Origin of the sequence: Pseudonocardia yunnanensis, assembly GCF_039534065.1 — a bacterium.
GTDB lineage: Bacteria > Actinomycetota > Actinomycetes > Mycobacteriales > Pseudonocardiaceae > Pseudonocardia > Pseudonocardia yunnanensis.
This window is the reverse complement of record NZ_BAAAUS010000006.1, coordinates 37,989-59,451: the sequence shown is the minus strand read 5'-3', so window position 1 is coordinate 59,451 and position 21,463 is coordinate 37,989. Positions and strand designations below refer to the sequence as shown.

The 21,463-nt window shown below is 70.2% G+C and carries 26 protein-coding genes; 16 read left to right on the top strand and 10 right to left on the bottom strand.

The features are described 5' to 3' along the window. Positions 1-85: 85 nt before the first annotated feature. Positions 86-1,087 (top strand): YihY/virulence factor BrkB family protein, encoded by a 1,002-nt coding sequence (locus ABD743_RS06540; RefSeq protein WP_344719846.1) that lies wholly within the window; start codon positions 86-88, stop codon positions 1,085-1,087. Between the two features lie 76 nt (positions 1,088-1,163). Here the strand turns inward: ABD743_RS06540 and ABD743_RS06535 are convergent, their stop codons facing one another. Then, entirely contained in the window at positions 1,164-1,859 is a 696-nt protein-coding gene (locus ABD743_RS06535; protein WP_344719844.1) for a helix-turn-helix transcriptional regulator, read from the bottom strand. Between the two features lie 64 nt (positions 1,860-1,923). On the opposite strand from ABD743_RS06535, the gene ABD743_RS06530 reads away from it, so the two are divergent. Next, positions 1,924-2,817, top strand: a complete 894-nt coding sequence (locus ABD743_RS06530) for an alpha/beta fold hydrolase (protein ID WP_344719842.1) — start codon at positions 1,924-1,926, stop codon at positions 2,815-2,817. Positions 2,818-2,858: 41 nt separating this feature from the next. Here ABD743_RS06530 and ABD743_RS06525 read toward each other — a convergent pair whose 3' ends face one another. Continuing rightward, complete coding sequence (locus ABD743_RS06525; protein ID WP_344719840.1) at positions 2,859-3,080, bottom strand: hypothetical protein; 222 nt, start codon at positions 3,078-3,080, stop codon at positions 2,859-2,861. Between the two features lie 222 nt (positions 3,081-3,302). On the opposite strand from ABD743_RS06525, the gene ABD743_RS06520 reads away from it, so the two are divergent. The 4 genes from ABD743_RS06520 to ABD743_RS06505 all read left to right on the top strand — a co-directional run bounded on the left by ABD743_RS06520 (position 3,303) and on the right by ABD743_RS06505 (position 6,805). Further along, positions 3,303-4,088 carry a FadR/GntR family transcriptional regulator gene (locus ABD743_RS06520; protein WP_344719838.1) on the top strand — a complete coding sequence of 262 codons (786 nt, stop codon included), beginning with the start codon at positions 3,303-3,305 and terminating at the stop codon, positions 4,086-4,088. A gap of 60 nt (positions 4,089-4,148) precedes the next feature. Next, positions 4,149-5,243 carry a hypothetical protein gene (locus ABD743_RS06515; RefSeq protein ID WP_344719836.1) on the top strand — a complete coding sequence of 365 codons (1,095 nt, stop codon included), beginning with the start codon at positions 4,149-4,151 and terminating at the stop codon, positions 5,241-5,243. Beyond that, positions 5,240-6,496, top strand: coding sequence for an aKG-HExxH-type peptide beta-hydroxylase (locus tag ABD743_RS06510; RefSeq protein ID WP_344719834.1), 1,257 nt, complete (start codon positions 5,240-5,242; stop codon positions 6,494-6,496). The genes ABD743_RS06515 and ABD743_RS06510 overlap by 4 nt, the downstream gene beginning before the upstream one ends. Positions 6,497-6,643: 147 nt before the next feature. Next, entirely contained in the window at positions 6,644-6,805 is a 162-nt protein-coding gene (locus ABD743_RS06505) for a hypothetical protein (protein ID WP_344719832.1), read from the top strand. A 146-nt stretch (positions 6,806-6,951) separates the two neighbouring features. On the opposite strand, the gene ABD743_RS06500 is transcribed toward ABD743_RS06505, so the two are convergent. Next, positions 6,952-7,704, bottom strand: a complete 753-nt coding sequence (locus ABD743_RS06500; protein WP_379659026.1) for an SIR2 family NAD-dependent protein deacylase — start codon at positions 7,702-7,704, stop codon at positions 6,952-6,954. Between the two features lie 90 nt (positions 7,705-7,794). Beyond that, positions 7,795-8,100: an antibiotic biosynthesis monooxygenase family protein gene (locus ABD743_RS06495; RefSeq protein WP_344719828.1), complete on the bottom strand. Its 306-nt coding sequence runs from the start codon at positions 8,098-8,100 to the stop codon at positions 7,795-7,797. 19 nt (positions 8,101-8,119) lie between these two features. Between ABD743_RS06495 and ABD743_RS06490 the strand changes: the two genes are divergently transcribed. The 4 genes from ABD743_RS06490 to gabP all read left to right on the top strand — a co-directional run bounded on the left by ABD743_RS06490 (position 8,120) and on the right by gabP (position 11,482). Continuing rightward, positions 8,120-8,908: an alpha/beta fold hydrolase gene (locus ABD743_RS06490; RefSeq protein ID WP_344719826.1), complete on the top strand. Its 789-nt coding sequence runs from the start codon at positions 8,120-8,122 to the stop codon at positions 8,906-8,908. 23 nt (positions 8,909-8,931) lie between these two features. Then, positions 8,932-9,495 (top strand): PadR family transcriptional regulator, encoded by a 564-nt coding sequence (locus ABD743_RS06485; RefSeq protein ID WP_344719824.1) that lies wholly within the window; start codon positions 8,932-8,934, stop codon positions 9,493-9,495. Beyond that, positions 9,495-9,980, top strand: a complete 486-nt coding sequence (locus tag ABD743_RS06480) for a peptide deformylase (protein WP_344719822.1) — start codon at positions 9,495-9,497, stop codon at positions 9,978-9,980. Before ABD743_RS06485 ends, ABD743_RS06480 begins: the two co-directional genes overlap by 1 nt. A 92-nt stretch (positions 9,981-10,072) precedes the next feature. Continuing rightward, complete coding sequence (gabP, locus tag ABD743_RS06475) at positions 10,073-11,482, top strand: GABA permease (protein ID WP_344719820.1); 1,410 nt, start codon at positions 10,073-10,075, stop codon at positions 11,480-11,482. Here gabP and ABD743_RS06470 read toward each other — a convergent pair. From ABD743_RS06470 to ABD743_RS06460, 3 genes are read right to left on the bottom strand one after another with little or no spacing between them, the layout of a single operon-like run. Then, on the bottom strand, positions 11,429-11,887 hold the full coding sequence (locus ABD743_RS06470) for a 2'-5' RNA ligase family protein (RefSeq protein ID WP_344719818.1): 459 nt from the start codon (positions 11,885-11,887) through the stop codon (positions 11,429-11,431). The genes gabP and ABD743_RS06470 overlap by 54 nt on opposite strands. 2 nt (positions 11,888-11,889) lie before the next feature. Beyond that, positions 11,890-12,756: an HhH-GPD family protein gene (locus ABD743_RS06465; protein WP_344719816.1), complete on the bottom strand. Its 867-nt coding sequence runs from the start codon at positions 12,754-12,756 to the stop codon at positions 11,890-11,892. Between the two features lie 34 nt (positions 12,757-12,790). Beyond that, a complete protein-coding gene (locus tag ABD743_RS06460) occupies positions 12,791-13,279 on the bottom strand; it encodes a beta-class carbonic anhydrase (protein ID WP_344719814.1) in 489 nt (162 codons plus the stop codon). Positions 13,280-13,629: 350 nt separating this feature from the next. On the opposite strand from ABD743_RS06460, the gene ABD743_RS06455 reads away from it, so the two are divergent. After that, entirely contained in the window at positions 13,630-14,424 is a 795-nt protein-coding gene (locus ABD743_RS06455; RefSeq protein ID WP_344719812.1) for a hypothetical protein, read from the top strand. Positions 14,425-14,433: 9 nt separating this feature from the next. Here the strand turns inward: ABD743_RS06455 and radA are convergent, their stop codons facing one another. Together radA and ABD743_RS06445 are read right to left on the bottom strand one after the other, a co-directional pair. Continuing rightward, entirely contained in the window at positions 14,434-15,801 is a 1,368-nt protein-coding gene (radA, locus tag ABD743_RS06450; protein WP_344719810.1) for a DNA repair protein RadA, read from the bottom strand. 19 nt (positions 15,802-15,820) lie between these two features. Beyond that, positions 15,821-16,558 carry a copper chaperone PCu(A)C domain-containing protein gene (locus tag ABD743_RS06445; RefSeq protein WP_344719808.1) on the bottom strand — a complete coding sequence of 246 codons (738 nt, stop codon included), beginning with the start codon at positions 16,556-16,558 and terminating at the stop codon, positions 15,821-15,823. Between the two features lie 283 nt (positions 16,559-16,841). Between ABD743_RS06445 and ABD743_RS06440 the strand changes: the two genes are divergently transcribed. Genes ABD743_RS06440 through ispF form a run of 3 tightly spaced genes read left to right on the top strand, consistent with a single transcriptional unit; the run spans position 16,842 to position 18,507 of the window. Further along, positions 16,842-17,333, top strand: coding sequence for a CarD family transcriptional regulator (locus ABD743_RS06440; RefSeq protein WP_241036899.1), 492 nt, complete (start codon positions 16,842-16,844; stop codon positions 17,331-17,333). A 41-nt stretch (positions 17,334-17,374) separates the two neighbouring features. Continuing rightward, entirely contained in the window at positions 17,375-18,043 is a 669-nt protein-coding gene (locus ABD743_RS06435) for an IspD/TarI family cytidylyltransferase (RefSeq protein WP_344719805.1), read from the top strand. After that, positions 18,040-18,507, top strand: a complete 468-nt coding sequence (gene ispF / locus ABD743_RS06430) for a 2-C-methyl-D-erythritol 2,4-cyclodiphosphate synthase (protein ID WP_344719802.1) — start codon at positions 18,040-18,042, stop codon at positions 18,505-18,507. The genes ABD743_RS06435 and ispF overlap by 4 nt, the downstream gene beginning before the upstream one ends. Before the next feature lie 30 nt (positions 18,508-18,537). Here ispF and ABD743_RS06425 read toward each other — a convergent pair whose 3' ends face one another. After that, positions 18,538-18,972 carry a VOC family protein gene (locus ABD743_RS06425; RefSeq protein ID WP_344719799.1) on the bottom strand — a complete coding sequence of 145 codons (435 nt, stop codon included), beginning with the start codon at positions 18,970-18,972 and terminating at the stop codon, positions 18,538-18,540. Positions 18,973-19,067: 95 nt separating this feature from the next. Between ABD743_RS06425 and cysS the strand changes: the two genes are divergently transcribed. Beyond that, entirely contained in the window at positions 19,068-20,459 is a 1,392-nt protein-coding gene (gene cysS / locus ABD743_RS06420) for a cysteine--tRNA ligase (RefSeq protein WP_344719798.1), read from the top strand. Between the two features lie 5 nt (positions 20,460-20,464). Beyond that, positions 20,465-21,457 carry a 23S rRNA (guanosine(2251)-2'-O)-methyltransferase RlmB gene (gene rlmB / locus ABD743_RS06415; protein WP_344719796.1) on the top strand — a complete coding sequence of 331 codons (993 nt, stop codon included), beginning with the start codon at positions 20,465-20,467 and terminating at the stop codon, positions 21,455-21,457. Positions 21,458-21,463: the final 6 nt, after the last annotated feature.

Below are 21,463 nucleotides of genomic sequence, written 5' to 3'. Positions count from 1 at the left end.
TCTCCGGCACAACCCCGCGAGCCGGCGAGGTGGACCGGTCGAAATCTTTCTCCGCGTAACGACCGCGGCCGGTAGGTTCCCCGGCGTGAGCTCGGTTCGCGTCGTCCCCGAGACCGAACTGATGTCAGGAGAACAGCTGTCGGCCGACGATGCCTGGCATACGGTGCGCCGCTTCGGCCTCGCCCACCTGCTCGCCACCGCGTTCGTCCGCTTCCGGTACGGCGACGGCTTCAGCCATGCCCGTGCCTTCGCCTTGCAACTGGCGCTTGCCGCGGTGCCCCTCGTGATCGCCGGGGCCGGGCTGGCGAGCGCGCTCGGAGCGGAGTCGTTCGCGGAGGTGGTCGCCCGCACCGTGGTGGCGATCTCGCCCGGCAGCAGCGACTCCCTGCTCACCGAGGTCCTCAACGGCCGTCCCGACGAGGGCAGCGAGCGGGCCGAGATCGTGGTGGTGCTGGGGTTGGCCACCGCGTTCGCGGCGGCGACATCGGCGTTCGCCCAGCTGGAGCGCGGCGCCAACCGGATCTACGGCACCAAGCGGGATCGGCAGGCCCTGCGCAAGTACGGCCGGGCCGCGGTGTTGACGGCGACAGCGGGCGTCGCCATGGCTGTCGGGCTGCTGCTGATCGTGGCAGGCGAGCCGTTCGGCGAGGCCATGGAGCAGGTCTACCGGTGGGGCGACGGCGCGGAGGAGATCTGGGACGCCCTGCGGTGGCCGGTCGGGATGGCGGCGCTCGTGGTGGCGGTGACGCTGTTGTTCGCGCACGCGCCCCGACGTCGCCAGCCCGGGCTGAGCTGGCTCGCCGTGGGCGCGACCGTCACAGTGCTGGCCTGGCTCGTCGGGTCCGGGCTGCTCGCGCTGTACGTGGTGGCCGCGGCAGGGTTCGGCGACACCTACGGGCCGCTCACTGCCGTCATGGCGTTGCTGTTGTGGGCGAATGTCACGGGCATCGCCCTGCTCGCCGGGCTCGCGCTGGCGGCGCAGCTCGAGGCGGTACGAGCCGGCCGCCCCGACCCGCTGCTGCCCGACAGCGACGACGACGGGATTCCAGACGACCTGGACGAGCACCCGGGCTCCCCAGCCCGCTGACCTCGCGAGTCGCCCGATCCCTGCCTGAGTTGCTGCTCGTCGCTCAGGGGGAACAGGCGGCTCACCGGGGATCGGATCAGCGGAGGGTGACGGGGCGGGCGTCGTCGGGGGGCGTGCCGAATAGTGTGGCCGCGTCGTGTTCGGGAGCGGGCTCAGCCGTGAGGAAAGCCGAGGTGATCCTCGTGGTGCGAAACCACCGGGGGCCTTGGCGGAGGCGGCACCAGGCAAGGAGGAACCAGTGGCCTTTCGTCGCCGCGAGCGCCACCGGCTCGACGGACCGCTCCGAGACGTCCCCTGACGCGTCGGTGTAGCGCAGCACCACCACCTGCCGCCTGCGCACCGCCTCGTCCAGCACCCTCGCGACGGCGGGCCGGGGCGCAGGCTCAGGGGTCCGCAGCCACAGCCGTGCCGCGATCGCCTCGGCACGTTCTCGCTCTGCCTCAGGCATCGCCGCGAGCACCTTCGACAGCGCGCTGCGCCCGTCCACCGCGAACGGGAGGGCCGGTAGCGCGGCCAGCGCCACCGCGATGGCGGCCGCCTCCGCGCCGGTGATGTTCAGGGGCGGAAGCGTGGCGGAGTCCAGGACGTAACCGCCACCGGGCCCGGCCTGCGCCCACAGGGGGAGCCCGGCCTGGAGCAGGGCCTCGATGTCGCGCTTGATCGTCCGGGTTGAGACCTCCAGACGCTGGGCCAACCACGCACCGGTGCGTCCGGCAGGGCCTGCGGCGCGCAGTTCCTCGGCGATCGCGTAGAGCCGTTCGGTGCGGTTCACGCGTGAAGATTGCCGGAAAAACGGTGACATCACGGTGTCACCAACCCCACGAGAAGCTTCTCCCATGACGATCAGCGCGACACACCAGATCCACCGCCCCGACGGCCGTCGCGTCGCGGTGCACGACCTCACGCCCGACGCGCCCGCCGGCGCGCCGGTGGTGCTGCTCTGTCACGCGGCACCGGGGTCCGGCGTGTTCGACCCCGATCCCGAGGCGACGTCCGCGCGCGGGATCCGGCTGATCTCGTTCGACCGGCCGGGCTACGGCGGGTCCGACCCCGTCGGCGACGGGGCCTTCGCGACCGTGGACGGGGCAGCAGACGACGCGGCCGCGCTGTTGGAGACCATCCTGGAGCCGGGCGCGACGGCGGCAGTGGCGGGCTGGTCCGCCGGCGGACGGGTGGCTCTCGCGCTCGCGGCCCGGCGCCCCGACTTGGTCTCCCGCGTGGCCGTGATCGGCACCCCGGCGCCCGACGAGGACGTGCAGTGGATTCCGGAGGAGCACCGCGCGGGTATCGAGGCGCTCCGAGATGCGCCTGCCGCCGTCGCGCACGAGGCGCTGGGGGCCGCGTTCGCTCCGGTGCTGGCGGCACTCAGCGGCGACGCCCGGTTCGGTCTCGTGGGGATCGACGAGGCGGACGGGCCCGTGCTCGCGGAGCCCGGTGTCGCCGATCGGCTGCGCGCGATGCTCGACGAGGCTCTCGTCCAGGGTGGGGCCGGGTTGGTGGCCGACATCGCCGGCTACACGCTCCGGCCGTGGGGCTTCGACCCGGCCGACGTGAAGGCGAGTGTTCTGCTCGGCTACGGCTCGGCAGACCACATCGGCCGGGCGCACGGCTTGTGGTGGCAGCGCGCGCTGCCGGACGCCCGGCTCGACGTGGTCGACGGTGCGGGGCACCTGGTGGTGGTGCCCCGCTGGGAGTCGCTGCTGGCGTTTCTCTGCGGGGATGCTGTCTGACAGCCGAGGCGGCCGACTGCTTTGTTTCCCGCAGAGCGGTCTCACCGTGGCAGAGGTGGTCCGACATCCTCAGGTGATACCGACCCGGGATCCGCCGGTGCCAGCGTGCGTGCCGGAGCGGCGGATCCCGATTCCGGCTCGATGACGCCCAGCCCGTACACGAGCAAGGCGAGGAGACAGGCCGCGAGTACCAGCACGACCAGCCGCCAGTAGACCAGGAGCAGCAGCGCGACGAAGACGATCGCGATGTAGGACGCCGACATGTCCGTCTCCCCCCATTGGTGCTATTTCGTCATCGATAGGGTCACCCGACAACGGACGTCTGTCAACTGGTGTCTGTAGTCTGACGACTGTAGTCCTTCAGGTCGGTGGACAGACGTCCGCGCTTCCACTACCGTCAACCTGCCTCCCTGGGCTGATCCGCTGACGGGAGTCAGAGAACTGTCGCGGGGCGCAGCTGCACTGGGCGCAGACAAGAGGGAGAGATGGACGCCGACCGGGACCCTCAGCTCGAACTCAAGCTGGACGCAGGTCGAGCGTTGCCTGAGGTGATCGCCGACAAGGTCCGCGAGCTGATCGACGCCGGAACCTACAAGCCCGGCGGCCGGCTCCCCAACGAGTCCGAGCTTGCGCGCGGCATGAAGGTTGCGCGCAGTTCTGTGCGAACAGCGCTGCAGCGGCTGGAAGCTCTGCATGTGCTCGAGGTGAAGAGGGGCCTCGGCTGGTACGTCCGGCGCACGCCTCCGCCTCCCTCCACGAGCCCGCCTGCCTTGCTGGAGGGCCGTCACTACCGGATGAGCGACCTGTTCGAGCTCCGTATCGGCTTGGAGGGACTCTCAGCGAGTCTCGCCGCACTTCGCGCCACGGAAGGCGAGATCGAGGACATCGCCAAGCTCAACCAGCAGCACAAGGAGGCGGGCGACGACCAGGACGAGCTCCTGCACACCGACGAGGCCTTCCACGAAGCCATCGTCCACGCGAGCCACAACGACCCGCTGATCGAGACGTACCTGCGCATCGTCGCCGAGCTTCGCGAGTGGCGATATCAGAGCTACGCGGTGCGGGGGGTGCCCCAGCGGTCGTACCGAGAACACTCGAAGGTGGTGCGCTACCTGCGCAATCGCGACTCCGGTGGTGCACGGTTGGCGATGAACAGCCACCTCCAGCGACCCTATGACGAGCTGACCGACATCGACGACGAACCTCTCGACACCATGTACAGCGGACCAGATGTCGAGCCGGAGTGGCACAACCGCAATCCGGACGGGTAGCGCTCATCCGCCCGAGTGACGATGATGTTGGAGGGACTCGGGCGAAACGGGTGGGGTGTAATGGCGGTCGTCCTCGTGCTGGCGGCCGCCGTGGGCCTGCTGGTACTGACCGCGTTCGTGGGCCCCGGTCTGGCTGCGCCATGGTTTCGCGTGGTGTACGTGGTCATCCTGTGGGTGGGCCCGTTCCTCCTCGTCCTGCTCGCCGTGCTGATCGGCCGCCGACATGCGACCTCGCGGCTGCGACAGGCACTCGTGGACATCGCCGGACCGGCCCTGATCGGCTCGATGTCTCCGCGTGCGGCTCTCGGGTCGCTCTTGCCACGCGTCTACGGCAAGGGTTCTCCGCACGAGGACGTTCTGGTCGGAGTGCTTGGCGGCTCGGGCAGGGATCCGGCGGGCAGCGACACGGCCGTCAGCCGTGGGACGACTGCGTACTTCCGGCTACGCGCGATCGACGAGTTCACGAGCGACAATGATGTGACCTGGACCCACGATTTCTCCGGTGTCCGGAACAACCACACGTTGGTGGTCTTCGCTACGTCGGATCCGGTGATCGCCGGACTCATCCCCCGGGAACGTGTCTATCCGCTCTTCGAACTCTGGTTGATGGACGAGGACCATCTCGAGGACTTCGTCCCGATCTTGCGGGAGAACGCGCGAATCGGAATCACGTACACAGATGCCGACGGCTTCGTCCGACCTGTTTCCCCCACTCCGCTGCGCGGGGAGGAGGTGGCACTGCGCGAGTACGGCCAGTTCGTACGGCTGCCGGAAAACCTGGATCGCAAGAACGTTCGTATCGTTCAGTTCGACCTTTATGATCTCGTCGACCCCGATCACGTAGTCGAATCCATCGAGACGCTCTCGTTCCGGGTTTCAGTGCGGAATTCGAGTGCCTTGGGCTATGTAACATGGTCGCCGCCACACCCATGTTTCGTCCACAAGATCACGTTCGACGTGGCGGAGTTGCCGTTCGAGGGGCAGCGGCTTGCCTACCTTGTCCTCACCTCGACGCTGCAGAAGGCCGGGTTGCCGACGAATACTGTGTGGGAGGAAGTAGCCGACCGGATTGAGGTCAAAGTCGAGTCATGGATGCTGCCCGGTCACGCCGTGACCCTACTCTGGCGCCCGCTCGACCCACCGGTCGCGTCGTGACGCTGCTCTGGTGCCGCCTGGCCCGCTGGCCCACCGGTCACGCGGCGGCGATACGCTGGCGCTCCCCTTCGACCCGGCGGAGTCCTGACGTGCCAATCGGTGCGGCCGATCTTCAGCGCGCCCACGCGCTTTTCGGCCTGCCCGCTGAGGTGATCGCGCAGCGGCGAATGCTGTATCGGACTCTCCTGGAAATGCTGTCCGGCGAGGAACCCCGGCCAGCTGACGTGGACATACTCGATAATCCCGCCACCCGAGGCCACCTCGGTGCCGTTCTCGCGGGCGACGAGGCTTTCATGCCAACGAAGTGCTTCCCACTGAGCGAGCTGGTCGTGGAGGGGTACACGACCAGCGTCGAAGGCTGCGCGGTCCGGCTTGCTTCCACGTTGTCTGCGCGGAAGGCGCTAGCGGGCGCGGTGGTGAAGGTCAGTGGTGAGCTGCGGCGACACGGCGCCGATCCCCAGGAATCGGCTCTTGTGACAACCACCGGCCGCCCGGCTGCGGGCTCGCTTTTCGACCGGCTCGTCGACGGCATCGAGCTTGCAGTACGCATGGCGCCGATGCTGGCGCTGGACCTGCTGTCGCATGTCAGCCTGTTCGCTGTGCTGACCCGGGATGCGGCCGGTCGTTTGGGATCTGCGTCCGCCCGCGAGTTCCCGGGGCTCATTCTCCTCCCCGAACCAGAAACTTCCCTCGAGGTGGCCGAGGCGCTGATTCACGAGGGGGCGCACCAGAAGTTCTTCGACTTGGCCACCACTCGCGCTCTCTTCGGCGCACGGCCGTCTCCGGCACCGACGTTCACTCCATCCTGGGCGCAGCCGGGAGCGCCTGGCTGGCCCGTTGAACAGACCTTCGCTGCATGGCACGCCTACTGTTGTCTGAGCGCCTTCCATGATTCCCTCAATGGTCTGGACGTCCACAGCGATTCTTTGTTGCCGCACGCTGGGGAGCGGTATCCGGAGATCGCCGACTGGCTGTTGGCCCATGGAGAGTGTCTCGGTCAGGACGGGCATGCGCTGCTGGGTGCGGTGACCGGCCGCCGCCCCGAGCACATCAGCACCGATGTTCCCGTTGACCTCGGTCGATTGTCTGCCGATATTGCCGACGGATCACTGCTCGTCCGCGAGGTCGGTGAGCGGGCGCTGGTTGCGAGGCAGTCCGGACGCGCCGAACTGTTCTGGATCCGCTCTGAGACCCTGGGAGCGCACTCAAAGGCGGGCGGTCGATCTAGCGCGACCGACGGACACCTACAATAAGCCCTGTTGACTATCGCACTTCCGAGTGACATTCGGCGCCTAGTGCAGCCGCTTCAGCGACACTACAGCGACCGGTACTTTTAGGTGCGGTGTCATGGGTATAATTTTTCGCTTTTCCTGCCCACCTCCTGGAAAGTTGACGGAACCATGGCTCTGGACGTCGCCGACGACAAAACACTCCTGGCGCCTGCACTGCAGGTCACGTGGATCGGCCCCCAGCGGCCGGTGGAAGGCGGCACTGTGTTCGTGAAGCCGCTGGTCGAGGACGACGCCGCAGAGAACGAGGTCACGGCGCACTCAGCGTCCTGATCCTCGCCCGGAAGGCATGGTCGACGGCCGGCATGTGCGTCGACCTGCCCCGTCAAGTCGCGGCATCCCGATGATCGGTTCGGTCCGCAGCAATGAGCCATGTGCGCCCGAGGGCAGGAGGCGCACCGCCTTGCTGGAGACCGACGTCAGCCGAGGAGTTCTTCCAGGGCAAGCAGGGTGGCCTCTGCCGGCGCCGCGATGGGGACGCCGCGGCCGTGCCGCACCTGTGGCTCACGAGGATTGATCCGCACCAGCGCACCGGAGGCCGCGCTGGCCCGCTCCGCCTCCCGGCGCACGGTGGGGAGGGCGTTACCGGCACCAAGCTCCACAACCGCGAGGCGCTGCCCCGTGGCACGGAGCTCGCGCAGCCAGGTGTTGTGGGCCCGCATCTGGTCGGCGGAGCGATCGGCGATCCATTCCGTGTCGCCGAACATCAGGATGTTCGGACGCGCGAGCGCCCCGCACGACGGGCAGGACGGCAGTGGCGCGATAGCGCGCATCGTGGCCGTGTCGACGTCGACCGAGATTCCGTCGGCCGGCCACACCGGTTGTCCACAGTCGATCATGCACTGCAGGAAGTGGATGGATCCGTGGCACTCGGCCATCTGTTCCTCGTCGAATCCGGCGCACTGGAACTGGCCGTCGACGTTTGAGGTGAAGACGCGCATCGGCCATCGCTGCGCCCACTTCAGCAGGACGCGGAACCCGGCGTGCGGCACGGTTCTCCGGTACAGCGCCAGCCGGTGCCCGTAGAAGCCCCAGGCCAGCTCCGGGTCGGCGGCGAAGTGCACCGGGTCGGCGATCTCCTCGAACCGCAGCCCCAGGCCCCGATAGGGCGGGTAGGCCCGCCAGAAGCCTTCGGGGCCGCGGAAGTCGGGCAGGCCCGAGTCCACGCCCATCCCCGCGCCTGCGCACACCAGCAACGCATCGGCGCCGGCGATGAGTGCAGCGGCTGCCGACGCCTGGGCGAGGTCAGGGTGCAAGGCGGCTCAGGACGCCGTGGAACGCTGCACTACCTCGAACTCGAGCAGGGACGCCCCGGACGCCACCGGCTTGGCGCGCTCGCCGGCGTGCGCCTCCGCCGCCGGGCCGTTGCGCCACGCCTGGAACGACTCCTCGTCCTCCCAGTGGGTGAGCACGAAGTAGCGGGTCTCGCCACTGACCGGACGCAGCAGCTCGAACGAGATGAAGCCGGGCTGCCCGTCCACCGCGTGCAGCCGGTTGGCGAACCGCTTCTCCAGCTCGGGTCCTGCGCCCTCGGGCACCTCGATCGCATTGATCTTCACGACTGCCATGGGACCTAGGCTAGCGGGGATGCGGCGGCGAATGCTGACCAGCGACGGCGTGCAGCTCGCGGTAGTCGAGTTCGGCGGGCGGGGCACCCCGATCGTGGTGCTGCACGGGCTGATGGGCAGGGCGACGACCTGGTGGCCGGTGGCGCAGTGGCTCATTGCGCACGGCCGGGTGCTCGGCTTGGACGCCCGCGGCCACGGCAGATCCGGAGCGCGGGGAGCGTGGACCACCGAGCGCATGACAGCTGACGTCGCCGAGTTGCTCGCCGAGGTCGGACCGGCCGTTGTGGTCGGGCACTCGATGGGCGGGCTGCACGGGCTCGTGGTCGCCGCGCGGCATCCGGAGTTGGTGCGGGCGCTCGTGGTCGAGGACATGGGCGTGGATTTCCGAGGTCGCAGCGCCGAGGACGCCCGGGCCTGGTTCGGCGCGCTCCCGCAGCCCTTCCCGTCGCTCGCCGCGGTCCGCCGCGCCTTCGGCTGGCCTCGCCCCGAGTTCGGCGACTACATGGCGGAGTGTGTGGAGGAACGGCCGGACGGCTACCACCTGCTGGCCCAGGTGGAGCATGCGACCGCGATCGCGGCGGAGTGGGCCGAGCTCGACCACTGGGACGCCGTGGGCGCGGTCCGCTGCCCGGCGCTGCTGGTCGAGGCCGAGGACAGCATCGTGCCGGCCGGGCAGATGGCCGAGATGGGGCGCCGGATGCCGGCGGCGGATCACATGCGGATCCCGGGTACAGGCCACCTGGTGCAGTCCGGCGATCCGCAGGCGTACCGGTCGGCCGTGGAGTCGTTCCTGAGTACTCACATGTGAGTACTCATGCTTTACTGCGGCCCGTGAATCCCACCCGGCTGTTCGTCCTGAGTGCCCTCGCGAAGCGCGGCGCGATGTACGGCCATCAGATCCGCCGCGACGCCCGTGTCGATCGGGCGGAGCTCTGGTCCGACGTCCGCCCCGGCTCGCTGTACGGCGCCCTGCACCGGCTCGAGGGCGAGGGACTCGTGCGGGCGTTGCGCACCGAGCAGGAGGGCAACATGCCCGCACGCACCGTGTACGAGATCACCACCGAGGGCAGACGTGAGCTGCACGTCCTGCAGACGGAGGCCTTCGAGGAGGTCCAGTTCCGGCCCGATCCGGTCGATCTCGCGCTCGCCACCGGCTCGGACGTCGACGAGGCCACGTTGCGCGGCTATCTCGTCGACCGGAAACGGGCGCTGACGGCGCGGCTGTCCCAGTTGGATCATCTGCACGACCGCGCGTGGCCGGACCAGACCGTGGCCGACGATCTCGTGGTCGAGCACGCGCGGCTGCGGCTGCGCGCGGAGCTGGAGTGGCACGAGATGGTGATCGACCAGCTCGGCAAGCTCACCGCCGCGACCGAGACCCAGGAGGTCGGGTGATGACGGTCCGGCCGCTGCGCCTCATCGGCGACCCAGTGCTGCGGATGCCGTGCAATCCCGTCACCACGTTCGACTCCGCCGTGGAAGCGCTGGTCACCGACTTGCTTGACACCGTGCGCCTGCCTGGGCGGGCGGGCCTGGCCGCCAACCAGATCGGGGTGGCGCTCGCGGCGTTCTCCTATGACGTCGACGATCGGTTCGGCTACGTGCTCAACCCGCAACTCGTCGAGGCCTCCGGCGAGTACGACGGCGACGAGGCGTGCCTGTCCGTGCCGGGGGTGCACGCCCGGCGGCTGCGTGCCGCCTACGCGCGCGTGGAGGGCGTCGACCTCGACGGGCGCGCCGTGGTGATCGAGGGCACCGGCGAGCTGGCCCGATGCCTGCAACACGAGACCGACCACCTACGCGGCGAGCTCTACATCGACGCCCTCACCGGGGAGCGCCGGCGCGACGCCATGCGGATGCTGCGACGCGCACCGGCCTGAGCGCCCCCGAATCGTGATCGACTCCGAGTGGTGGTGATCGTCCGGCGGTGTGACGATGCACGGGCTTCGCAATGGGGGGAAGGGGACGGCCCGTGGCCGAGGTGGACACCGCGCTGAGCTCAGGTTTGAAGAACCGGCACGTCACCATGATCAGCATCGCGGGGGTGATCGGAGCTGGTCTGTTCGTCGGCTCGTCCGCCGCGATCGCGACGGCGGGTCCCGCCGTCCTCATCTCCTACGCGTTCGCGGGCCTGCTCGTCGTGCTCGTCATGCGGATGCTCGGCGAGATGGCGGCGGCGCAGCCCGACTCCGGGTCGTTCTCCACCTACGCCGACCGCGCGATCGGCCGCTGGGCCGGCTTCAGCGTCGGCTGGCTGTACTGGTGGTTCTGGGTGCTCGTGATCCCGCTCGAGGCCACCGCAGCGGCCACGATCCTCAACTCGTGGATACCCGCCGTTGCCCAATGGGTGTGGGCGCTGGCGATCACACTGGCCCTCACGGCCACGAACCTGTTCAACGTCGCCAAGTACGGCGAGTTCGAGTTCTGGTTCGCGCTGCTCAAGGTCGTCGCGATCATCGCGTTCATCGCCATCGGTGTGCTGGCGGTGCTCGGTCTGCTGCCGGGCAGCGATGTCAGCGGCGCGTCCCGGCTGTTCGACCAGGGTGGTTTCCTGCCGAACGGCATCGGCGCCGTGATCGCCGCGGTGCTCACCACGATGTTCAGCTTCATGGGCACGGAGATCGTGACGATCGCGGCGGCGGAGTCGGAGAAGCCTGCGGAGCAGATCGGCCGCGCCACCCGTTCGGTGATCTGGCGGATCTCGGTGTTCTACCTGGCGTCGATCCTGATCGTCGTCGCCCTGGTGCCGTGGAACAGCCCCGCGCTCGCGGAATCCGGCTCGTACCAGGCGGCGCTGGAGGTCATGGGCGTTCCCGGCGCCAAGGCGATCGTCGACGTCGTCGTGCTGGTCGCGGTCGCGAGCTGCCTCAACTCGGCGCTGTACACGGCGTCGCGGATGATCTACTCGCTCGGGCGCCGCGGCCAGGCGCCGAGTGCCGTGATGCGTACGACGACGGACGGCGTGCCTCGCGTCGCGGTGCTCGCCTCCACCGCCATCGGCTTCCTCGCCGTGATCGCCAACTACCTGGTGCCAGAGGCGGTCTTCACCACGCTGCTCGCCACATCCGGGGCGATCGCGCTGCTCGTCTACCTGGTGGTGGCGGTGTCCCAGCTGCGGCTGCGCGCGAAGCTGGAGCAGGAGGGCGCTCACATGCCCGTGCGGATGTGGGCCTACCCGTGGCTGACCTGGGCCGTCGTGATCGTGATCCCGGTGATGCTCATCTACATGGCCACCCGGGAGTCGTCGCGGTTCGATCTGGCGATGACGGCGCTGATCGCCGTGGTGGTGGTCGTCGTCGGGATCGTGACCTCCCGCCGCGGGGAGCGGTCAGCCGATCTCCACCTCGACGACACGCGCGCGGACCGGAGTGACCGGGTGTAGCGCGGCGAACGCGTCGGCGGGCCGTTCCTCGGCCAGTACGCAGTGCGGCAGCCACGTGCCGGGCAGGTAGGCGGCGACAGGCGCGCGCACGCGGCCGGCCAGCGCGTCGTGCACCGCGGCGTGCACGGCGAGGAGCTCCGCGTCGACCACGGCAGCCAGCACGAGCTCGTCGGCGCGCCCGGCCACGGTGCCCAGTGTGGCGAGCCAGATCGAGGGCAGGGCCAGCAGCCGCAGCTCGGCGGCCAGTGCGTCCCTGGCGGGCTGCGGTATGGCCCCAGCGGCGGCGACGGTGACGGCGGGCGTGTCGGTCGGCACCGCGAGCCCCAGCGACCGCAACCGCGCCCGAAGCGACTCCACCTGGGCGCACGCGTCGTCGTCCAGCCGGAAACGGACCGTCTGCGCCATCGTCAGGCGGGCAGCGCGAAGTGGCCGTCGTCGTGCTGCTCGGCGAGGCCGTCCACGAGCAGTGAATCCAGGCAGCGGTCCCGCTGCGCCGCATCAGACCAGGCCGCGTCCAGAGCCGCCCGCTCGACGGGGCCCGGCGCGTCGCGCAGCACGTCGAGCAGCCTGCCGCGGACCTGCCGGTCGGTGCCGGCGAATGCCTGCACGGGCTTGCGCGGCCCGGAGTACTCGGGCCTGCCCGCCGCCTGCCATGCGCAGACTGTGCGGACGGGACAGGCGCCGCAGCGCGGACCACGGGCTGTGCAGACCACTGCGCCCAGCTCCATCAGTCCGGCCGATACCACCGCGGCCGACGCGTCGTCGGCCGGCAGCAGCGCATCGACGTCGGCCAGATCGGCGGTGGTGCGCGCAGGCCCCGCGTCCCCGCGGCCGTGCACCGCACGGGCAACAACCCGCCGGACGTTCGTGTCGACCACCGGGCACCGCCTGCCATACCCGAAAGCCGCGATCGCACGGGCCGTGTAGGAGCCGATGCCGGGCAGCGCCTCCAGCGCATTCACGTCCGACGGCACGACGTCGCCGTGCTCCCGGGCGATCTCCGCAGCGGCCTCGTGCAGGCGCAGGGCCCGGCGTGGGTAGCCGAGCTTGCCCCAGGCCCGCAGGACGTCGGCCCGCGGTGCCGCGGCCAGCGCCGACGGGACCGGCCACCTTTCCATCCAAGCCGTCCACACCGGCTCGACGCGCGCCACCGGTGTCTGCTGGAGCATGAACTCACTCACCATGACGCCCCACGGAGTGGTCTCCGGACGGCGCCACGGCAGATCCCGGGCGGACGCGCGGTACCAGTCGAGCACGAGAGTGGGCAGTGACACGGTCGACGATCGTGCCACTGCCGCTCTGCCGGCCTCAGACCACCTCGTTCAGCTTGCCCGTAGCCACGTCGAAGACGAATCCGCGCACCTGGTCGGTGTGCGGGACGAACGGGTTGGCCTTGATCCGCTTGATCGACTGGCGGACGTCCTCGTCGAGGTCGGAGAAGGTCTCGACCGCCCACTCGGGCTTGATGCCGGTCTCGTCCTGGATGCTCTTCTTGAACTCGTCGTCGGTGAAGGTCAGCATCCCGCAGTCCGTGTGGTGGATGAGGATGATCTCCCTGGTACCGAGCAGCCGCTGGCTGATGGCCAGCGAGCGGATCTCGTCGTCGGTGACCACGCCACCGGCGTTGCGGATCACGTGGGCCTCGCCCTCGCCGAGGCCGAGGATTCCGTAGACGTTGAGCCGGGCGTCCATGCAGGCCACGACCGCAACGTTCTTGGACGGGGGCAGCGGCAGTTGCCCCGCGAAGGTCTCTGCGTAGCCGGCGTTGTTCGCGAGAAGTTCGTCCGTGATGGACATCGGTGTCTCCTGGTTCGGAACGAGATGCCGCGGGCGGCGCCCACGACAGTGGGACGCGCGGAGGCCGCGTGGCGACCGGGAAACGTGCGCGGTGCGCTACGCGGCCGGGCGACAGAACTCGTCGAACTGCATGATCCGGCGGCTCGGCCAGAAGGCCTCGAGGAGCACCGGTGTCCGGATCATGCCTGGAAGTGAACCCGCTCCGCCGAGCGGGTGCAACCCGTTCGGCATGGTCAACCGCGCCAGGAGTGAACCTGCTCCGCCGACAGTGTGCAAACCGGCGCGTCGCGACGCGCCGAGGCAACGCCAATTCCGCAACGTATGGTAATCGCTTCGATACTCTTCGTGACGTGTGGGAGCCGGTTGGGCCGCTACCCGCGTCCGTCTACTGGAGGCGGCGCTGGGTGGCGATCGCGTCCACGGCCACTGTCCTCGTGATCGTGGCCTGGGCCGTCGTCATCGTGGTGGCGTCCGCCGCGACGTCCAACACCCCCACGACCCGGGCCGCTGTCCATTCAAGCGCGTCCGCTCCCCAGCAGGCCTCACCGTCCCCGGGAGTTGCGCCGGCGTCTGCCCCGCCGCCGGCGCAACCGGGGACGGTGGGGCCTGCGCCCACCGGATCCCCGCCGTCGAGCGAACAACTGCCGCCCCCGCCAGGCGCGGCCATCGCCGCCGAGCAACTGGTGCCCGACGACACCCCGCGCCAGTCCGTGCCGGTTCCCCCGCCGGTGCCGGTTCCGCCGACCGGCCCGGTGCCCTGCACGAACGCGATGTTGACGGTGGGCGCCGAGATCGATCGCCCCGAGCATCGGGTGGTGGACCGGCCGGTGCTGCGGCTCGTCGTCACCAACGTGAGCGATCAGCCGTGTATCCGGGACCTGGACTCGGCCAGGCAGGAGATCGTGGTGTGGGGTCCCGGCGGCGCGCGGATCTGGTCCAGCAACGACTGCGTCAACGCGTCCACCAGCGACCTGCGAACGCTCGTGCCCGGACAGCCCGTGGCATTCGCGGTGCGGTGGGCAGGGCGCACCTCGACCCCGGGATGTGCCGCACCGCGCACGGTGGTGCCGCCGGGCAGCTACAACGTGATGGCCAGAGTGGACGACGCGATCAGTGCGGCAACGCCGTTCCGGCGGCTTCCCTGACGGGTTGTCTCAACGGATCGCGTGCAGCACCGAGCCGACGTCACGGACCTCGGTGATCTTCATTCCCGCGGGGGAGGCGCCGTTGTCGGGTGGCACGAGCGCGTGCGTGAAGCCGAGGCGGGCGGCCTCGGCGAGCCTGCGATCGAGCCCCGTGACGCGACGCACCTCACCGGCCAGCCCGATCTCACCGAGCACGACGACATCGGGTGGGAGCGCGACGTCACGGCGCGCGGAGGTGATCGCGAGCGCCAGTGCGAGGTCGGCCGCGGGTTCGACGACCCGCATCCCACCCACGGTGGCGGCGTAGACCTCGGCATCGTGCAGTCGCACGCCCGCCCGCTTCTCCAGGACGGCGAGCAGCATCGCGATCCGTGCGTTGTCGAGCCCGCTGACCGCACGTCGCGGGCTGGGGATGTCCTTCCCCGTCACGAGCGCCTGGAGCTCAGCGGGGAGCGGGCGGCGACCGTCCATGACCACGGTGACGGCGGTGCCGGGCACCGGGGGACCGCCGAACCGCGCCAGGAAGAGCCCGGACGGGTCGGGCATCCCGACGATGCCTTGGTCTCGCAGTTCGAAGCAGCCCACCTCGTCGGCAGGCCCGAAGCGGTTCTTGACCCCACGCACCATCCGGAGCGTGGAGTGCTTGTCCCCCTCGAATGCGAGCACGACGTCGACGAGGTGCTCGAGCACCCGTGGGCCGGCGATGGCGCCGTCCTTGGTGACATGTCCCACCAGCAGTACCGGCAGGCCGCGCTCCTTCGCGAGCCCGGTGAGCGCGACGGTGACCGCGCGGGTCTGCGTCACGCCGCCGGGGGAGCCGTCCGCGTCGCCCGTGGACATCGTCTGCACCGAGTCGACGACGAGCAGGTCAGGGCGCAGTTCGTCGATGTGCCCGACGATTGCGCCGAGGTCGGACTCAGCGGCGAGGTAGAGCTCGTCGTGGACGGCGCCGGTGCGCTCGGCGCGCAGTCGCACCTGGCCCGCGCTCTCCTCGCCGGTGACGTACAGCACGCGACCTGTGCTCGCCGCCTTGGCAGCCACCTCCAAGAGGAGCGTGGACTTCCCGACGCCGGGCTCGCCCGCCAGCAGGACGACCGAGCCGGGGACGAGGCCACCACCGAGTACTCGATCCAGTTCGGACACGCCCGTGGGCCTGGAGCGGGCCGAGTCGAGCGCGACGTCCGCGATCCGGCGGGCAGGGGCGGTGGGGGCTCCGGCCGCGACCCTCTTCCTCGCGGGAGCGGCGGCCACCGGGGCGGACTCCTCGAGGCTTCCCCAGGCCTGACAGGACGGGCAGCGCCCCACCCACTGGGCCGCGAGGTGTCCACACTCGGCGCAGCGGTAGCCCGCACGGGCCGTGCGGGTGCGGGGTGTCACGCCTGCGGCGCGGGCACGGTCACTCGGCCGCGTTCTCGCGCGGGCCGGTGGGGTTCTGGACCGGGACGGGCACCTGGATCTGGCCGGCGTTCTCGAACGTGAAGGTGACGGGGTAGGTCGGCCCGGCCGTGATGTCCTCGCGGAGACCGGTGAGCACGATGTTCGCTTCGCGAATGCCGCCGGAGACCGGCGGAGTGCCGGGAGGCGGCGTCGATCCACCCGGTCCGGGCGCGGCCGTCGTCGTCGGAGCGGGCGCCCCGGGAGCGGCCGGAGCACCGGGTGCGGCAGGGGCGCCAGGAGTGGCCGGCGCGCCGGGCACGGCAGGGGCACCGGGAACTGCCGGCGCTCCGGGAGCCGGCGGGAGAGCGGGCGCCGCCGGAGCCGGTGGAGTGCCCTCGACGAGCAACCGCTGCCCCGGGGCGAGGTCGGACGTTCCGGTGATCTGCACGGACGTGGCAATGGGGCTCGACACCGAGACCAGCCGATCGGCCTGGGAGCCGACGTTCACGATGCTCATCGACAGGGGAGCGCTGCCCCCACGGGGGTAGACGGCCGCGCCCTGGGTCCGGTCGCTGAACTCGATGACCGAGTCGCGGAGCGCGATCGTGCCCACCTGGACGTTGGCGCCGTCCACGGCCGAGAGCTGCGTATCGGTCTGGGTGATCTGGCCCGCCCCGCACCCGGCGAGCGTGACGGCCGCGGCTACGGCCCCGACGAGGGCTGCTGCGGTCGGACGGATACGCACGATGCGGCTCACGGGTCTGACGTCCTTCCTGGCGGGCCATCACGTCGTGCTGCGGGCGCAGCGGTGCAACGGACGCGGACGGCTGACGTCCCCGCCGGTCACTGGCTTCGGCCTGCACGAGCCTAACGCCCCCTGTAGGAGCGCCGGGCGCGGTCCCCCGCAGCGGCGACTATAGCTGCGCCTGCACGTTTCCCGCTGCTTGTCAATCCCCTGACCTGCGACGACAGGCCGGGTCGGGCAGCGGTGCCAGGTCCGGCCGTGTTAACCTGGTTCCAGCGAAAGGGGCAGAGGACACATGGCTTTCAAGGTCGGAGAGACCGTCGTCTACCCGCACCACGGTGCCGCTCTCATCGAGGCCATCGAGACTCGGACGATCAAGGGCGAGGAACGTCAGTACCTCGTCCTCAAGGTCGCGCAGGGTGATCTCACGGTGCGTGTTCCCGCCGAGAACGCCGAGGTGGTCGGTGTTCGTGACGTGGTGGGCCAGGAAGGTCTGGACAGGGTGTTCGAGGTGCTTCGCGCCCCGCACACCGAGGAACCCACGAACTGGTCACGCCGGTACAAGGCGAACCTGGAGAAGCTTGCCTCAGGGGACGTGAACAAGGTTGCCGAGGTCGTCCGCGACCTGTGGCGGCGGGAGAAGGATCGCGGCTTGTCCGCCGGCGAGAAGCGCATGCTCGCCAAGGCCCGCCAGATCCTCGTCAGCGAACTGGCCCTCGCCGAGGGCACCGACGAGGAGCGGGCCGAGATGCTTCTCGACGAGGTCCTCGCCACCGCCACGGCCTGAGCGCACGCCCACTGTCCCAATCTGCTGGCCACGGTCACAGCATGAGCACGCTTGCCGTGGTGGTGGCTGGCGGCCCTGAAGAGGTAGATGTCCTCACGGCTGTCGGCGGTGAGCCGATGGTCGTGAGGTCCGTGCGCTCGTTGCTGGCCACGGGTCTCCTCGACCATGTCGTTCTGCTCGCTGCGGACGAGCGGCGTGATGCCCTGGTGCAAGCCTGCTTCGGGTTGTCCGTGAGCGTGCCTATGCATGCGTTGTCCGATATGCAGCCACATGGCCCTCAACGAGCCGATGCCACTGCGGGTGACGGGCCGATCACGATCAGTTCAGCGGACGTCGTCGTCGTGCACGAGGCGTCGCGACCGTTCGCGCCCACCGCGCTCGCCACGGCCGTCGTGGCTGCGATCCATGAGGGCCACGAGATGGCCGTCCCCGTCCTGCCGTTGGTCGACACCGTCAAACAGGTGGACGCCGAGGGCCTTGTGCTGGGCACTCCGGACCGGTCGGGGTTGCGCGTGCTGCAGACGCCACTCGCGGTGCGAGGTGATCTCCTGCGTCCCGCGCTCGCTGCGGATCCACTGGCGTTGGCGCGCCACCACGCCGCCACGGGCGGCACCGTCCACACCGTCCCGGGCCACTCGGATGCGTTCGCCGTCCACAGCGCCTGGGACCTCGAGCTCGCCGAGCTACTGGCGAAGAGGATCGAACGATGAGAGTCGGCGTGGGCACCGACGTGCATCCGGTCGAGGCCGGCCGCGAGTGCTGGGTTGCGGGGCTGCACTGGCCCGGAGTCGCGGGGTGTGCCGGCCATTCCGACGGTGATGTCGCCGCACACGCCCTGTGTGACGCGCTGCTGTCGGCCGCAGGTCTGGGTGACCTCGGAGCGGTGTTCGGCACGAGCCGCCCGGAATGGAGCGGTGCGAGCGGCGTGACACTGCTCGGCGAGGTGCGCAGGCTTCTGACGGCCGACGGCTGGACGGTCGGCAACGCCGCCGTGCAGGTGATCGGTAACGCACCGAAGATCGGCACCAGGCGGGCCGAGGCACAGCAGGTGCTCTCGGAAGCCGTCGGCGGACCGGTGTCGGTCTCGGGCACCACCACCGACGGGCTCGGGCTGACCGGCCGCGGCGAGGGCGTCGCGGCGATAGCAACGGCCCTGCTCCTCGCGATCCCCTGACCCCGACGCCTGGAGCGGGGCCGGGGTCCGTCACGTCTCGTGCATCGCGTCCAATCTGCTCTGCACCTGATCCGCGTCGAGTTGTTCGATGCGCTGGCTGAGCATCCACTGGTGACCGAACGGGTCGGCGAGCCGGCCGCCGTAGTCGCCATATCCGTGGTCGGCGATCTCGAAGATCACCGTCGCGCCCGCCGCCAGCATGCGCTCGGCCACCGCATCGGCGTCCGAGACGTCCAGCGACATGATCACCGGAACGCCACCGCCGCTCGGTGCCGGGTCGCCGTCGCCCGCGTCCTTCACCGCGAAGCGCACCGGTCCTGCCTGCACCAAGCTGTGCACGACCCGCCCGTCGGTGCCGGTGTAGCGCTCGAGCACCTCGCCGCCGAACGCGGCCGTGTAGAAGGCGAGTGCGGCGTCGGCGCCCTCCACGACGAGCCGGGGATGTAGTCCGAGAATCTCAGTCATGATGCGGAGTTTGGCCGCTTGTGAGCTTCACGTCGTGGACGAAGCGGAACTGCCCTGGTAAACCATGCGGACTACGGGTCCGTACTCTGGAAGATGTGAGCCTGCGCCTCTTCGACACTGCCACCAGAAAGCAGCGGGACTTCGTCCCCCTGCGGGCCGGGGCTGCGTCGATCTACGTCTGTGGCGCCACAGTGCAGGGCATGCCGCACATCGGGCACGTCCGCTCAGGGCTCAACTACGACGTCCTCCGCCGATGGCTGGCCCACAAGGGTCTCGACGTGAAGCTCGTGCGCAACGTCACCGACATCGACGACAAGATCCTGCGCAAGGCGGCGGCTGCCGGTAGGCCGTGGTGGGAGTGGGCGTCCACCCACGAGCGCGCCTTCGACGCCGCGTACGACGCACTCGGTTGCCTCCCGGCGTCGATCGAGCCGCGCGCCACCGGCCACGTCCCGCAGATGGTCGAACTCATCGAGCGGCTCATGGAGCGGGGCCACGCCTATGCGGCCGGAGGCGACGTCTACTTCGCGGTGCGCACCTTCCCGGAGTACGGGGCCCTGTCGCACCAGAAGGTCGATGACGTCGCCCAGGGCGAGGGAGAGGGCGGCGCGAAGCGCGACCCGCTCGACTTCACGCTGTGGAAGGCGGCCAAGCCCGGAGAGCCGTCGTGGGCCACTCCGTGGGGCCGTGGCCGTCCCGGATGGCATCTCGAGTGCTCGGCGATGTCCACCTTCTACCTGGGCCCGCAGTTCGACATCCACGGTGGCGGGCTCGACCTCGTGTTCCCGCACCACGAGAACGAACGTGCGCAGTCGAACGCGGCGGGCGACCCGTTCGCGCAGTACTGGCTGCACAATGCCTGGGTCACAATGGGCGGCGAGAAGATGTCGAAGTCGCTCGGCAACACGCTCTCGATCGACGTACTGCTGCGCCGGGTCCGTGGCGTCGAGTTGCGGTACTACCTGGTGGGTCCGCATTACCGCTCGTCCATCGAGTACTCCGACGCCGCGCTGCACGAGTCCGTGGCCGCCTACCGGCGTATCGAATCGTTCGTCCACCGCGTGCGTGAGCGGATCGGCACGCCGGAGCCTGGCGAGCTCTCCCCGGAGTTCGTCGAAGCGATGGACGACGACCTGGGCACTCCCGGCGCGTTGGCTGCGATCCACGGCACCGTGCGCGAAGGCAACAGCGCGCTGGACGCCGGAGACCGTTCGGCCGCACTGCGCGCGGCCGAGTCGGTGCGTGCGATGACGGGTGTGCTCGGGCTCGACCCCCTCGACCCCCACTGGGCCGAGGACGACGGCACGGTGGACGCCACCACGGGCGCGCTCAGCGCCCTGGTCGAGGATCTGCTCGCGCAGCGTCAGGACGCCCGCACCCGACGCGACTTCGCGGCTGCCGACGAGGTGCGCGACCGGCTCACCGCTGCCGGGGTTTCCGTGGAGGACAGCCCTGACGGCCCCACTTGGTCATTGAAGGACGTGTAGGCACATTGCCCGGTAATTCCAAACGTCGCGGTGCTATGCGCAAGGACGGCACCAAGAAGGGCATGGTCGTCGGTTCCGGAGGGCAGCGCCGCCGTGCCCTGCAGGGCAAGGGACCCACGCCGCCCGCCGAGATGCGCCCCGGTCATCCCGCGGCCCGCAAGGCGGCGAGAGCGGGCACGAGCGCCGGGAAGTCCGGGAAGGGCGGCGGTGGTAGCCGTGCGGCCGCGGGCCACCGCCGCAAGCCTGGCGACGGCGAGACCCCCGAGACGGTGCTGGGGCGTAACCCGGTAGTCGAGTGTCTACGCGCGGGGGTGCCTGCCACCGCGTTGCACGTCGCGATCGGCACCACCACCGACGAACGGGTGGCCGAGGCGGTGCACCTCGCCGCCGACGCCGGGATCTCGATTCTGGAGGTTCCCCGCCACGACCTGGACCGGATCGCCGGTGGGGCGTTGCACCAGGGCCTCGCGCTGCAGGTGCCGCCCTACGCGTACGCGCACCCCGACGAGCTGCTGGAGATCGCCTCGGAGTCGCCCGAGCCCGGGCTGATCGTCGCGCTCGACGGCGTCACCGACCCCCGCAACCTCGGCGCGGTCGTCCGCTCGGTCAGCGCATTCGGTGGCCACGGCGTCGTCGTGCCGCAGCGCCGGGCGGCGGGCATGACCGCCGTCGCGTGGCGCACGTCAGCGGGCACGGCCGCGCGGCTCCCGGTGGCACGGGCCACGAACCTCACGCGCACCCTCCGCGAGTACGCCACGGCCGGTTTCATGGTCGCCGGGCTCGACGCGGAGGGGTCGGTGTCGCTCGACGACTTCGAGCTCGCGGCCGATCCGTTGGTGCTCGTCATCGGTTCGGAGGGCAAGGGTCTCTCGCGGCTGGTGAAGCAGACCTGCGACGTCACGGTCTCGATCCCGATGGCGGGGCCGGTCGAGTCCCTGAACGCCTCGGTGGCCGCAGGCGTCGTCCTGGCCGAGATCGCGCGCCAGCGCCGCCACTGAGCCCCG

Excerpts from the sequence above, each read along its gene's own strand:
- ABD743_RS06530 (WP_344719842.1), top strand. The coding sequence starts at position 1,924 with ATGACGATCAGCGCGACACACCAGATCCACCGCCCCGACGGCCGTCGC.
- ABD743_RS06525 (WP_344719840.1), bottom strand. The coding sequence starts at position 3,080 with ATGTCGGCGTCCTACATCGCGATCGTCTTCGTCGCGCTGCTGCTCCTG.
- ABD743_RS06520 (WP_344719838.1), top strand. The coding sequence starts at position 3,303 with ATGGACGCCGACCGGGACCCTCAGCTCGAACTCAAGCTGGACGCAGGT.
- ABD743_RS06515 (WP_344719836.1), top strand. The coding sequence starts at position 4,149 with ATGGCGGTCGTCCTCGTGCTGGCGGCCGCCGTGGGCCTGCTGGTACTG.
- ABD743_RS06505 (WP_344719832.1), top strand. The coding sequence starts at position 6,644 with ATGGCTCTGGACGTCGCCGACGACAAAACACTCCTGGCGCCTGCACTG.
- ABD743_RS06500 (WP_379659026.1), bottom strand. The coding sequence starts at position 7,704 with ATGGGCGTGGACTCGGGCCTGCCCGACTTCCGCGGCCCCGAAGGCTTC.
- ABD743_RS06495 (WP_344719828.1), bottom strand. The coding sequence starts at position 8,100 with ATGGCAGTCGTGAAGATCAATGCGATCGAGGTGCCCGAGGGCGCAGGA.
- ABD743_RS06490 (WP_344719826.1), top strand. The coding sequence starts at position 8,120 with ATGCGGCGGCGAATGCTGACCAGCGACGGCGTGCAGCTCGCGGTAGTC.
- ABD743_RS06480 (WP_344719822.1), top strand. The coding sequence starts at position 9,495 with ATGACGGTCCGGCCGCTGCGCCTCATCGGCGACCCAGTGCTGCGGATG.
- ABD743_RS06470 (WP_344719818.1), bottom strand. The coding sequence starts at position 11,887 with ATGGCGCAGACGGTCCGTTTCCGGCTGGACGACGACGCGTGCGCCCAG.
- ABD743_RS06460 (WP_344719814.1), bottom strand. The coding sequence starts at position 13,279 with ATGTCCATCACGGACGAACTTCTCGCGAACAACGCCGGCTACGCAGAG.
- ABD743_RS06440 (WP_241036899.1), top strand. The coding sequence starts at position 16,842 with ATGGCTTTCAAGGTCGGAGAGACCGTCGTCTACCCGCACCACGGTGCC.
- ABD743_RS06435 (WP_344719805.1), top strand. The coding sequence starts at position 17,375 with ATGAGCACGCTTGCCGTGGTGGTGGCTGGCGGCCCTGAAGAGGTAGAT.
- ispF (WP_344719802.1), top strand. The coding sequence starts at position 18,040 with ATGAGAGTCGGCGTGGGCACCGACGTGCATCCGGTCGAGGCCGGCCGC.
- ABD743_RS06425 (WP_344719799.1), bottom strand. The coding sequence starts at position 18,972 with ATGACTGAGATTCTCGGACTACATCCCCGGCTCGTCGTGGAGGGCGCC.